A 12,956-nucleotide genomic window follows, 5' to 3' on the forward strand; every position below is an offset into this window, starting at 1 on the left:
TTAACGATCTACTCGATTTATCAAAAATTAAGGCAGGTCAGCTAAAATTAAGTAATAAAGAATTTAATCTGATTGAATTTATTCAGGGCACCAAAGCTACTTACCGAAGCTTGGTGAGCGATCGGGGGATATTATTTCGGTTGCTAACCGAAGATGAAGTGCCCACATTAGTGATGGGTGACGTAAATCGCTTGGGTCAAATTCTCAACAACCTGCTTAGCAATGCAGTTAAGTTTACCGAAGACGGACAGATTGTACTCAGTGTTTACGTAGAAAGAGAAGAAAAAGACCAGTATATTTTGCTGTTTGAGGTTGCCGATACTGGAATCGGAATACCCGAAGATAAGTTAACTATTATATTTGAACCCTATCAGCAAGCTGGCTCCAGTAAATACGGCGGAACCGGTTTGGGATTATCCATTGTAAAAAGCATTGTGGAATTACAGGGTGGAAAAATTTCTGTGCAAAGTACTGAAAAGAAAGGGACTACCTTTCGGGTAGCTTTGCCATTTGGCAAATCTGATCAGTCTAAAAATAATAAACAGAACACTGCCCAATCTTTCATGACGGAATTTCAGTCGTTAGAAGGATTGAAAGTACTATACGTAGAAGATGTTATCCCTAATCAATTGCTGATGGAAGGACTATCTGATAAGTGGGATGTGCAATTAGACACCGCGCTGAATGGCTTAGAAGCTTTGCAAAAGGTGAAAAATAATCAGTATGATCTGATCTTAATGGATATTCAAATGCCAGAAATGGATGGCTACGAAGCCACTCGAGAAATTAGAAATCTGCAAGACTCACACTACGAAAATATCCCAATAATCGCTCTTACAGCTTCGGTTTCAGATAATACCCGAGAGCGTATTCAAGAAATGGGCATGAATGATTATATCTCTAAACCAATTAATCCTAAAAGCTTGCACCAGAAGCTGGCGGAATTAGCAAAGAACCGCCCGACAGATTTAGTAACTGTTACCCCTGTTAGAGATGTAACTATTCCTGGTCTTAATCCGGATTTTAGCCAGTTGCGGGAGCTTTACCTGGATGACCCTAAAGGTTATGTGGAAATATTGGAGCAGATTCAACGATTAACCTTAGAAAGTTTTCCAGTAATTATTAATGCTATAAAACGACGAGATAATGAAGCGCTCCGGTTCAATTGTCATAAAATAATGTCGTACATCCGGCTGCTCCATCTAAATCCGTTGGAACGCTTGCTAAATCAGGCGAAAGAATACGTAGACGATCATGGTGAGCTAACATCAATTGATAATACAATACAGCAACTTACTCGCTACTTTGATAAATTGGAGCAGCATATTTCCGATGAGATTACCAAATACTCTTAACCTTAACCAAATGGATCGAAGAAATTTTTTACAACAATCTACCTTAGCCGCAGCAAGTTTGAACGTAATCGCACCGTCTACTGTGGCCAGCCAGCAGTATTATGAGTGGCGTACCTACCAACTGAATTCTGGCTCCAAAATGAAAGTGTTTGATGAGTATTTACAGCTGGCTTTTATTCCGGCGATGAATGCGCTGGGCATAGAAAACGTGGGGGTATTTACTGAAATGGGAATGCCTGAACCACCCCGTCTGCATCTACTACTTCCTTTTGGTAGTTTAGAAGAGTTTGCCCAGAGTACGCCGAAAATGTTAAGAGAAGCTAGCTATCAGCAGAATAGTCGATCATTTGCGGATAGTGCTTCGCCAACTAGTCCTAATTTTGCGCGTTACGAAAACTCACTAATGCGAGCGTTTGCAGCTATTCCACAAATGGAAGTACCGGAGGCAAAGGAACGAATATTTGAACTTCGCACGTACGAAGGCTATAATGATGATGCCGTGCGCCGCAAAGTCGCTATGTTTAACGACGACGAGCTACCACTATTCTACAAAACCGGACTGCATCCGGTGTTTTTTGGCGAAACCCTCATCGGAGAAAAATTGCCTCAACTTACTTATATGCTCACCTTCCGGGATATGGAAGAGCGGGACGCCAATTGGAAAAAATTTGTTGATCACCCAGAGTGGAAGCAAATGTCGGGTCTAGCTAAGTACGCTAACTCAGTATCCAAGGTAAACCGAATCTTCCTAAAGCCAACCGACTACTCGCAGGTTTGAGCCTGAAGCAGCATCTGGATTTCATTAAGTTTGAGTAGGGCCTCAATTGGCGAAAGGGCGTTAATATCGGTGTGTTCAAGAATTTCCTGTACCTGCGCCCAGCGGGGGTCTAACTCAAATAGTTGAAGCTGCGTTTTGCTTCTGGGAATATCGGCTAGCAAATCCGGTTGGGAATCGCTAATCTTGTCGCGTTCTAAGTGGTGCATAATTTCATTAGCTCGTTTTACTACCTCAGCGGGCATACCTGCCATTTGCGCTACATGAATACCAAAACTATGCTGGCTGCCTCCTGACTGCAACTGACGAATAAACAGGATAGTATCACCGACTTCTTTCACCGCCACATTGTAATTTTTTACTCTGGGCAAATCGTTAGCTAATTGGTTTAGTTCGTGGTAGTGAGTAGCAAACAACGTTTTAGCACGACATTCAGCGTGATTATGCAGATACTCTACGAGTGACCAAGCAATAGAAATACCGTCGTAAGTACTAGTGCCCCGCCCAATTTCATCCATCAGTATCAGGCTACGGTGACTCAGATTATTCATAATGCTGGCCGTTTCGTTCATCTCTACCATAAAGGTGGATTCACCCTTCGCCAAATTATCTGAAGCTCCCACGCGGGTAAATACTTTATCAACCAAACCAATCTCCGCTCCTTCAGCCGGTACGAAGGAACCCATTTGAGCCATAAGTACAATTAAGGCGGTTTGACGAAGTAAAGCTGATTTTCCCGCCATATTCGGTCCGGTAATAATCATGATTTGCTGCTCCTCACTATCCAGCCGAATGTCATTGGGCACGTAGGGCTCGCCGGGGGGCAACTGCCGTTCAATAACCGGGTGGCGACCTTGTTTAATCTCAATACGATCCGAATCTAGCAATTGAGGCTTAGCGTAACGATGGGTTCGGGCTACTTCGGCAAAAGATGAAAGACAATCGAGGCGGGCCAGAGTTCGAGCGTTATGTTGCACTTCTTTTACGTAGCGGGCGGCGAACAATACCAGTTGCTGAAATATGCGCTGTTCAATCTGAACGAGCTGTTCTTCAGCCGTCAGTATCTTTTCTTCGTAGGTTTTCAGTTCTTCGGTAATATAGCGTTCGGCATTCACTAGGGTTTGCTTCCGAATCCATTCCGAAGGTACTTTAGCCTTATGAGCGTTTGATACTTCTAAGTAGTACCCAAATACTTTATTATAAGCCAGTTTAAGCGAGGAGATTCCAGTATTTTCTACCTCCCGTTCCCGAATCTGGGCTAAGTGATCTTTACCCGAGTACGCAATACTGCGTAATTCATCCAATTGAGCGTCAATTCCGTCGTTAATTAAATTGCCTTGGTTAGCAACAAGGGGTGGTTCTTCCTTGAGTTGCTGCTCAATCTTCGCTACTAGCTCTTGGCAGCTCGGTAATTGTTGAGCGATCTTTTCCAGAGACGGATAGCCTGAAACCGAAAGTAGTTCGCTAATCGGCGTGATACGCTGTAGCGACTGTTTTAGTTGAACCATTTCCCGCGGGTTAATCCGTCCGGCGGCCACTTTAGAAATTAACCGCTCTAAGTCGCTGATCGCTTTTAGATGCTCTACAATTGCTTGGTGCAGTTCGGGCTGGCTGAGTAAAGCCTCAACTATATTCAGTCGCTCCTCAATTGTTTTAGGTGATTTAAGCGGAAGTACCATCCACTTTCGCAGTAATCGGCCACCCATTGCGGTATGCGTACTGTCCAGCACATCAATCAGCGGTACGCCACCTTCGTGCTGAGCGTGGAGCAATTCCAAGTTGCGAATAGTGAATTTATCCAACCATACGTAGCGATTTGCTTCCAACCGAGCAATAGCGGTAATATGCTGAATTTTGTGGTGCTCGGTAACTTCCAAATAGTGCAGAATGGCTCCGGCAGCGATAATACCTTCGGTTAACGGTTCTATGCCAAACCCCTTCAGGCTAGGAGTTTTAAAGTGATTCGTGAGCTTCTCGTAAGCATGATCGTGGTGATAAAGCCATTCGTCTAAGCGATACGTTGGTAGCTCGTCGCCAAATACGGCCTGAAATTGAGGGCGACAGTTTTTACAATAAAGGATTTCGGATGGCCCAAAGCTCTGAATCAATTTTTCTACGTATTCCTGCGAACCACAGGCGGTAAGAAACTCACCAGTAGAAACATCCAGCAGAGCAAGTCCTAACTGTTGTTTTCCAAAGTGTACCGATGCTAAATAGTTATTATGTTTCTGATTAAGCACCTGGTCGTTAAACGATAGACCGGGAGTAACTAATTCGGTAACGCCTCGCTTCACTACGCCTCGGGCAAAACGAGGATCTTCTAACTGGTCGCAAATAGCAACTCGGTAACCCGCTCTCACTAACTTAGTTAGGTAATTGTCTAACGCATGATGGGGAAAACCAGCCAGTTCCACATTAGAGGCTGAACCGTTGGCTCGTTTTGTTAGTACAATATCTAGCACTCGGCTAGCAGTAATAGCATCTTCGCCAAAGGTTTCGTAAAAGTCGCCCACCCGAAATAACAGAATTGCCCCCGGATGCTGAGATTTCACCCGGCTGTACTGACGCATTAGGGGAGTATCTTTGTTCTTAGATTTTTTCTTAGTAGAAGGCATAGTTGAGTAGCATTAGCGCTTAACAAATCTTACAAATGTAATTGTTCGGGTAAGGTTAGGCAAAAGAATTTCGTTACAAAATAATTCTCTGGGTAGTTATCTTGATAAGTTACGAAATTTCGTTCTCCTTTACAGAGAGAATAAAAGGGTTTTGAGTGTTAGGGGTTTGGCTTTAGAATTTGTAAGTTAATATATTATATAATCTCTCTTTAACCACCAATATCCTTCACCCCGTAACTTATCCGGGACTAAACCTTTAATATCTAGTATAGGTATTTCAAATAAAACACATCTATGAGAAAACTAAAGAATGAAGAACTCGGCAGACTCAGTGTAGATGAATATAAAGCTGAAGAGAAACGGCCTATTGTTGTTGTGTTGGATAACGTTCGGAGTATGCATAATGTCGGGTCGGCTTTCCGAACGGCTGATGCTTTTCGGATTGAACGGATTTACCTATGTGGTATTACGGCCAAACCGCCTCACCGCGACATTAATAAAACCGCTCTGGGAGCTACTGAGTCGGTAGCCTGGACTCACCGAGAGAAAACGAAAGAAGTAGTGGATGAATTACGGGAAGCAGACTACAAGATTATTTGCGTAGAGCAAGCTGATGAAAGCGTTCCCCTCCAAGACTTCATGCCCTACCGCGACAGCAAATACTGCCTTATCTTCGGAAATGAGGTATTTGGAGTAGAAGAAGAGGTAGTAGCTGATGCCGATACTTGCCTGGAAATTCCGCAGTTTGGCACCAAGCATTCGCTAAACGTTTCAGTAAGTATTGGAATTGTGATGTGGGACTTCTTCAAGAAGCTGGAAGACTAGTGCGGAAATATGAAATGTGAGATGTGAAATGCGAAAATAGGAGAACGGAAACCAGAGATTGGAAAAGGTGAAAAGGCAACTGATAATGAATAAATGACCGTGCGGCGGCCACTAATAATCTAATACATACATTTATTTAACCAGAGGGAAATAAAAATCAGCAATTAACTCCTAATTTCCTTCGCTATATCGAGTCTGTTATTTACTGATTTAGTACATTACTCATGTCTTTATCTCGGAATTTTCGTAAATTTTAGAGATATTTTAATAAATACTATGGAGAAGTTAGCAAAAACCAGTAATCCTTGGCAGCGCTTAGCGCGAAAGCAAGTATATGATAACCCTTGGATTGAGGTTTACGAAGATCAGGTGATTAACCCCAGTGGAGGCCCAGGTATTTACGGCAAAGTAAGCTTTAAAAATTTAGCCATTGGCATTGTTCCGGTAGATGATGAGATGTACACTTGGCTGGTAGGGCAGTATCGTTATACACTAGATGAGTATTCTTGGGAGATTCCCATGGGAGGTGGTAGTAAAGCGGATGGTACCCTAGTATCGGCTCAGCGAGAACTGAAAGAAGAAACTGGGCTAACCGCTCGCCGTTGGGATAATATCATGCGAATTCATACCTCCAATTCGGTGACTGACGAAGAAGGCTTTATTTTTCTAGCTCAAGATTTAACACAAGGCGAACCGGAGTTTGAAGATACCGAAGATATAAAAATCAAACGTCTTCCTTTAACTTCAGCAGTATCATTAATTATGGAGGGCCGTATCACTGACGCTATTAGCATCTCGGGACTACTGAAAGTCGCTCGGATGCTTAACATTTAGTCAACGGTCAATAGTCAACAGATTTTTCTGATAAAACCGTGGACTGCTAACCGTGGACTATTGACTATATACTGCTAACTTGCATTTGTGTCTGTTCAGTCCTACCAAACCCACGTCAAAAAAACCCTATTAATCGCTTACCCGGTTATGCTCAGCCAATTGGGGCATATACTGGTAGGAGTGGCCGATAGTATTATGGTAGGCGAACTAGGAACACAACCATTGGCCGCAGTTTCACTAGCCAATAGCTTATTCGGACTGGTGCTTATGTTTGGTATTGGCTTGTCTATTGCCATTACTCCACTGGTGGCTGCCGCCGACGGTGAAGGTAATACTCAGCAAATGGGCCGGGTGTTCCAGCACGGAGCAATTATCAATACCATAGCGGGGTTTATCTTTTGTGGATTAGTCATTTTTGGCGGGAAGTTGCTTCCTTTTATGAATCAACCTCAAGCAGTAGTAACCCTTGCGGTGCCGTATCTGGAATTACTAGCGTATTCTCTTATTCCCTTCATGGTGTTTCAAACCTTCCGGCAGTTTGCTGAAGGATTGGCTTTCACTCGCACTGCTATGCTAATTACCATAAGTGCGAACCTGATAAATATTGCGCTCAATTACTTATTAATCTACGGTCGTTTCGGGTTTCCCGAACTTGGTTTAAACGGGGCGGGAGTAGCTACGTTGGTAGCTCGTATTCTGATGGCAATCGCAATAGGCTGGTACGTGCTGCGGGCTCGGTGGTTTCCTACTGTAGGAAGGCTGTTAGCGGGCATACGTTATTCGCTATTCACCAAGATGTTAAAAATTGGTGTGCCCACGGGGCTGCAATATATTTTCGAAGTGGGCGCATTTGCTGCCGCGTCTATTATGATGGGCTGGTTAGGAGCTACCGCTTTAGCAGCTCATCAGATTGCGCTCAACTTATCGGCAGTGAGTTACATGGTAGCTACCGGATTAGCCGCAGCAGCTACCGTACGAGTCGGAAACCAGTTAGGGCGGAAAGACTTCCCTAACTTACGCCGGGTAGGGTTTAGTGCTATTCTAATGAGTTTGGTGTTAATGAGTTTTTCCGCTTTAGCCTTTATCACGCTCAACCATTGGCTGCCTTCGCTGTATATTGATGAACTTCCGGTGATTGAACTGGCGGGTTCGCTACTGATTATCTCCGCGTTTTTTCAACTGTCGGACGGATGTCAGGCGGTAGCTCTAGGAGCCTTACGCGGCATGGCCGATGTGAAGATACCAACCATTATCACCCTAATTGCTTACTGGGTAATTGGCTTACCCAGTGGCTACGGCTTTGCTTTTGGGCTGGGGTGGGGGCCGCAGGGAGTCTGGGTCGGATTACTGCTTAGTTTAACCATTGCGGCAGTATTATTAACCCTTCGTTTTCATCTTATCAGTCGGCGCAGGCAAGAGCGTTATACTTCGGTAGCATAATATTATCATTTAATTTTTCTTTATTATTTTTAACAATCACTAGTATCGGGCTAATTATCAATTTCCCCCTTTCAACTAAAAACATGCTCACAATCTTATCTCCCTCTAAAACCCAGGATTTTTCTGATAGCTCTATCAATGGCAGCAAATTGCCTAACAGCACTCCGGCTCTGCTAAACGAATCGGAAAAGCTTATGCAGGAGTTAGAGAAAAAATCGGTAAATGATATTGCCGAACTAATGGGAGTAAGCGAAAAGATTGCTACCCTCAATCACGAGCGGTTTCAACAGTTCTCTTTGCCGTTTACTGAGGAGAATGCTCGGCAGTCTTTATTAGCATTCAAGGGCGATGTGTACACCGATATTGCCGTAGAAGAATACACCAAACAGGAATTTGCCTTTGCGCAAAATCATCTGAGAATTATCTCGGGGCTATACGGGTTGTTGCGCCCGTTAGACCTCATGCAGCCCTACCGGCTAGAAATGAAAACTTCACTGGAGAACTCTCGGGGCGAAAACCTGTATAAATTTTGGGGTAGCCGTATTACTGAGCAACTCAATAATGCTTTACAAACTCAGGAAAACAAAGTTTTAGTAAACCTGGCTTCTAATGAATACTTTAAATCGATTGATATTAAACAGTTAGTCGGAGAAATAATCACACCGGTATTCAAGGAATATAAAGAAGGTAAGTATAAAATAGTAGCGATTTACGCCAAGCGGGCCCGCGGCAAAATGGCGAACTTTATTATCCGTCAGGCTATCGATGAACCGAATCAATTAAAAACCTTTACTGACGGGGGCTACGAATACAGCGATTCACTATCTTCAGAGCGAGAATGGGTATTTATTCGATAATGCTTTATTAAGGATGCTAATTAAAACAACCAACACAATCTTCTATGAAACATCTACCTTTTGCCCTGTCAATGCTACTAGCAATCAACCTACTAGCTCAAAACCAATCAGAAGTCACTAATGAGCAGTTGCTAAAACTGTACGAGGGGCTACGGGTGGCTGATGTATCCGATGGTATGGATATGGTAGGTCTGAAAGATGTAGGTCTGATGGACCGCGAGATCGCTCCGCTCTGGAAAGACATTGAGGAGTTTTCCCATCAGCTGGTGGGCATTGCGTTTACCGTGCGTTACGTGCCTACGCAGCGACTAGAAAGTCTAGGCGAAGTATCGCGAGAAGAATATAAAAAATGGCGCGATCAGTGGTACACCAACCTGTCGGGTGAGCCATTCATTAAGGAATTACAACCTGGGCATGTAGTAATCATTGATAATGCTGATGACGGTGATACCGGCACGGTAGGCTCAAATAACAGTATGATCTGGAAACGACAGGGGGCAGTAGGCATTATTGCTGCCGGAGGAGTGCGCGATACCGACGAAATTATTAAGCAGGAAATTCCGGTATACATGGATTATACCAAGCGCGGTCGCGGCATTCGTCCCGGAAGAAACGAATTAGAATCGTACAACGAGCCGGTAGTAATTGGTGGAGTGTATATTCGGCCCGGCGATGTGATTATAGCCGATGGCGATGGAGTGATTGTGGTTCCTCGCGAGCAAGCGATAAATATAGCCGATGCCGCCCGAGAAGAGAAGAATATTGATATGGCCGCGCGCCGCAAACTTTATGATGAGCTCGGTATTCCGGTAGATTTTACGGTAGAAGACCATTGACAATACAATTTGCCTCTCATTACTAACTCAGAAAATGCCCATTACCCTTACCGATATTCGCCGAGCGGCTGAGCGAATTCAACCGCTGATTCACCGAACCCCGGTGCTTACTTGCGAAACGCTGAATCGTAAGTCCGGTGCTAAGCTGTTTTTTAAATGCGAAAATTTTCAGCGAGCCGGAGCCTTCAAGATGCGGGGTGCCGCCAATGCGGTGCTTTCCCTTTCAGAATCTGACCGGGCGAAGGGAGTAGCTACCCACTCGTCGGGAAACCACGGACAGGCACTGGCGAAGGCGGCTCAATCGGTCGGAATTCCGGCGTATATTGTAATGCCGAGCACAGCTCCGGAAGTGAAGAAACGGGCGGTAGCGGAGTACGGGGCTGAGATCGTCTTCTGCGAACCCACCCTGCAAGCCCGGGAAGATACCTTGGCTCAGGTAATTGCCCGAACCGAATCTACCTTTGTGCATCCGTACAATAATGAGCAGGTAATTACCGGACAAGCCACGGCCGCCTTAGAATTGATTGAAGATAGTGAAGGTTTAGATGCGATAATGGCTCCCGTGGGAGGTGGCGGACTGTTAAGCGGCACGGCACTGAGTGCCCACTATTTACTACCCCAAGCGGAAGTCATTGCGGGAGAACCTGCCGGCGCCGATGATGCCTATCAATCATTGCAAGTGGGCCAAATTATTCCGTCGGAAAAACCTAATACCATTGCCGACGGACTGCTTACATCACTGGGTGATAAAACGTTTCCCATCATTCAAGAGTACGTGAAAGAAATTATTACGGTAAGCGATGAAGAAATTATTGCCGCTATGCGATTGATCTGGGAGCGGATGAAAATTATTATTGAGCCATCCTGTGCGGTGCCATTAGCAGCGTTGCTGAAACAGGCGGATGACTTTGCTGGTAAGCGAGTAGGAATTATTCTAACCGGGGGTAACGTAGATTTGACTTCGTTGCCATTTTCGTAAGGTATTTCGTTTTGCCACTTTTTGAAAGTTTTTTGTATTTCCTTAGAGGATTGATTGTAAAAAATGCTTTTCTTTAGGAAAGATTGCTTAATCATCCGAAATTTTCAGTAATTGTACAGCTATACTTACCTGCTTACGATAAGAAACGAAATATGCAGTTTCGAAAAATTGAAATCATCCCTTCCATTTCTATTCTTAATAATAAAATTACCCGTCTGAAGCAGGGTGACTTTGATCAAGAGCAAGTATACCCGGAGAGCCCGATCGATTTGGCTAAGAAATTTGAAGACCACGGTATCCGTAGTTTACAACTGGTTGATTTAGACGGAACCCGCGCGGGAAAGCCGGTCAACTATCATATTTTGGAAGCAATTGCGGGCCATACTAATCTGGAAATAGATTTTGCCGGAGGCATTAATACTGACGGTGGCGTAAATAAAGCTTTCGATCACGGAGCCAAAAAGATTACGGCCGCCACCGCAGCGGTAAACCATCGGACTGAATTTGCTTCCTGGATTATATCTTACGGGCGGGAAAAAATTGCCTTGGGTGCCGATGCCATCAGCGATACACCCGAAGGCCGGAGGGTTGCTATTCAAGGTTGGCAAAAAGGAACTCAGATTGATTTGTTTGAGCATGTTGAGTATTTCTATAGCCGTAGCCTAAAATTTCTCAAAACCAGCGATATTTCCAAAGAAGGTCAAGCCGAAGGACCCGCCTTTAACCTCTATCGCGACCTGATGGATAAATTTCCGGGTATCAAACTCATTGCCAGCGGGGGGGTACATCGTATTGAAGATATTGAACGTTTGCAGGAAATTGGTTTACATGGAGTAGTCTTCGGGCGGGCCTACTACGAAGGCATGATCTCACTGAAGGAAATTGAACGCTTCGTAGTCAATCAGTAGATGTTCTTCTCTCTTCTTGAATTATAGATGGAATCATCTATAAACTTCCTGCCCCAACAGTTCACGGCAAATCTGCTACAACTCACTCCATCAGTTAGCCTACTTAGGGTATTTTCCATTTCCATTATCTACCAATGATGTTCATACAAGTGAAATTAATCATTACACCTCCAAACCTATTTTACGATGAAAACACGTTGGAAATATTTTTTAACCGCTCGCCACCTACTAGTAGTAGCTTTAAGTCTACTGGTGGTGCTCACCGCTTGCGAGGATGAAGAAAATAATACGGTTACTCCGGAACCGCAAGCGAACGCCTTGGAGCTAGCTCAAAACAACGACGAGCTAAGTGATCTAGTAGATGCAATCAACCGAACTGATCTGGCTGATGCCCTTTCAAATGATAATAGTCCTGTAACTATTTTTGCCCCGAATAATTCGGCATTTGCTGATTTTATAGCAAATAATAATGACTTCAGTAGCTTAGACGATATTCCCGAAGATGTTTTGACTGACGTACTAAGCTACCACGTTGTAGCTGGAAAGACGTTAGCGGCTGACCTTGAGGCGGGCGATGTACCCACTTTACTGTCCGGTAGGAACATAAGCGTAACGCTAGACAACGGAGTAACACTGAACGGTAATATTCAAGTGATAAGTGCCGATAATGAAGTTTCCAATGGAGTTGTGCATATTATCAATGGGGTACTTGATCCTAATGCCCGGGAGGAAGCCGATCAATCAATTGTAGAGATTGTGGTAGAAGGCGATGACTTTAGCATTCTGGAAACCGCCCTTACTAAATTTCCTGATATAGTAGAAACTTTGCAAGGCGATGGCCCTTTTACCGTATTTGGTCCAAATAACGATGCCTTTGCTAAATTTCTGGAAGAAGATGACCGCTTTGCAACCTTAGAAGATATTCCTGACGATGTATTGGAAGCAGTATTACAGTACCATGTACTGGCGGGAGAAAAACTAGCGGCCGACTTGGGCGAAAGCGAAGAAACAGTGCAAGGCGAATCAGTTATGATTACGAAGAGCGAAGAGGGAGTAACCTTGAACGGTGATATTGCTGTAGTGGCTGCCGATGTAATGGCAACCAACGGCGTGATCCACGTAATTGATAATGTGCTGTTGCCACCATCGCTAGACCCGCTACCAACCATTGCTGAGTTGGCAGTAGCTACAGATGGTTTAAGTATTTTAGTAGCTGCCCTAGAGCGCGTTCCTACTTTGCTGGATGCAGCTGGCAACGCTGAAGCAATGCTAACAGTATTTGCTCCTACTAATGCGGCTTTTGAGCAGTTGTTAGCTGATAGCGAAGAATTTGCAACCTTAGAAGATATTCCCGATGATGTGCTGACCACTATTTTACAATATCATATTCTGGGAAGTATTAAGAAAGCGGCCGATCTAACTGAAAGTGAAGAAACGCTCAATGGTGAATCGATTATGGTGACTACCTCGGAAGGAGAGGAGCCACTCGATATTAGTGTAGTCCTTAATGAAGAAGTAAACGTGGAGGTGGC

11 protein-coding genes are annotated in these 12,956 nt (G+C 44.3%); 10 read left to right on the plus strand and 1 reads right to left on the minus strand.

Annotated elements, in window-relative coordinates; all coding sequences use genetic code 11:
- Both WBA23_RS16255 and WBA23_RS16260 read left to right on the plus strand, forming a co-directional pair.
- Positions 1-1,355 (plus strand): ATP-binding protein (locus tag WBA23_RS16255; protein WP_424583340.1); only part of this gene is annotated, 1,355 nt, incomplete at its 5' end.
- Positions 1,356-1,365: 10 nt separating this feature from the next.
- Positions 1,366-2,133 carry an NIPSNAP family protein gene (locus WBA23_RS16260; protein ID WP_424583341.1) on the plus strand — a complete coding sequence of 256 codons (768 nt, stop codon included), beginning with the start codon at positions 1,366-1,368 and terminating at the stop codon, positions 2,131-2,133.
- On the opposite strand, the gene mutS is transcribed toward WBA23_RS16260, so the two are convergent.
- A complete protein-coding gene (gene mutS, locus WBA23_RS16265) occupies positions 2,118-4,745 on the minus strand; it encodes a DNA mismatch repair protein MutS (RefSeq protein ID WP_424583342.1) in 2,628 nt (875 codons plus the stop codon). The genes WBA23_RS16260 and mutS overlap by 16 nt on opposite strands.
- Before the next feature lie 294 nt (positions 4,746-5,039).
- On the opposite strand from mutS, the gene WBA23_RS16270 reads away from it, so the two are divergent.
- The 8 genes from WBA23_RS16270 to WBA23_RS16305 all read left to right on the plus strand — a co-directional run.
- The gene (locus WBA23_RS16270; protein WP_424583343.1) at positions 5,040-5,570 is read left to right on the plus strand and encodes an RNA methyltransferase; all 531 of its coding nucleotides are present in this window, start codon (positions 5,040-5,042) and stop codon (positions 5,568-5,570) included.
- A gap of 276 nt (positions 5,571-5,846) precedes the next feature.
- Positions 5,847-6,404, plus strand: coding sequence for an NUDIX domain-containing protein (locus WBA23_RS16275; protein ID WP_424583344.1), 558 nt, complete (start codon positions 5,847-5,849; stop codon positions 6,402-6,404).
- Between the two features lie 87 nt (positions 6,405-6,491).
- Positions 6,492-7,844 carry an MATE family efflux transporter gene (locus WBA23_RS16280; RefSeq protein WP_424583345.1) on the plus strand — a complete coding sequence of 451 codons (1,353 nt, stop codon included), beginning with the start codon at positions 6,492-6,494 and terminating at the stop codon, positions 7,842-7,844.
- Between the two features lie 83 nt (positions 7,845-7,927).
- Entirely contained in the window at positions 7,928-8,701 is a 774-nt protein-coding gene (gene yaaA / locus WBA23_RS16285) for a peroxide stress protein YaaA (RefSeq protein WP_424583346.1), read from the plus strand.
- A 44-nt stretch (positions 8,702-8,745) separates the two neighbouring features.
- Positions 8,746-9,537: an RraA family protein gene (locus WBA23_RS16290; RefSeq protein ID WP_424583347.1), complete on the plus strand. Its 792-nt coding sequence runs from the start codon at positions 8,746-8,748 to the stop codon at positions 9,535-9,537.
- Positions 9,538-9,571: 34 nt separating this feature from the next.
- On the plus strand, positions 9,572-10,516 hold the full coding sequence (locus WBA23_RS16295; protein ID WP_424583348.1) for a pyridoxal-phosphate dependent enzyme: 945 nt from the start codon (positions 9,572-9,574) through the stop codon (positions 10,514-10,516).
- Positions 10,517-10,668: 152 nt separating this feature from the next.
- On the plus strand, positions 10,669-11,424 hold the full coding sequence (locus WBA23_RS16300; protein WP_424583349.1) for a HisA/HisF-related TIM barrel protein: 756 nt from the start codon (positions 10,669-10,671) through the stop codon (positions 11,422-11,424).
- Positions 11,425-11,610: 186 nt separating this feature from the next.
- Positions 11,611-12,956 (plus strand): fasciclin domain-containing protein (locus WBA23_RS16305; protein WP_424583350.1); only part of this gene is annotated, 1,346 nt, incomplete at its 3' end.

It is taken from the genome of Tunicatimonas sp. (assembly GCF_049647865.1).
Classification (GTDB): Bacteria; Bacteroidota; Bacteroidia; order Cytophagales; family Cyclobacteriaceae; genus Tunicatimonas.

Coding starts and splice junctions, on each gene's coding strand:
- WBA23_RS16290 (WP_424583347.1), top strand. CDS start 8,746: ATGAAACATCTACCTTTTGCCCTGTCAATGCTACTAGCAATCAACCTA.
- WBA23_RS16260 (WP_424583341.1), top strand. CDS start 1,366: ATGGATCGAAGAAATTTTTTACAACAATCTACCTTAGCCGCAGCAAGT.
- WBA23_RS16270 (WP_424583343.1), top strand. CDS start 5,040: ATGAGAAAACTAAAGAATGAAGAACTCGGCAGACTCAGTGTAGATGAA.
- WBA23_RS16295 (WP_424583348.1), top strand. CDS start 9,572: ATGCCCATTACCCTTACCGATATTCGCCGAGCGGCTGAGCGAATTCAA.
- WBA23_RS16275 (WP_424583344.1), top strand. CDS start 5,847: ATGGAGAAGTTAGCAAAAACCAGTAATCCTTGGCAGCGCTTAGCGCGA.
- mutS (WP_424583342.1), bottom strand. CDS start 4,745: ATGCCTTCTACTAAGAAAAAATCTAAGAACAAAGATACTCCCCTAATG.
- yaaA (WP_424583346.1), top strand. CDS start 7,928: ATGCTCACAATCTTATCTCCCTCTAAAACCCAGGATTTTTCTGATAGC.
- WBA23_RS16300 (WP_424583349.1), top strand. CDS start 10,669: ATGCAGTTTCGAAAAATTGAAATCATCCCTTCCATTTCTATTCTTAAT.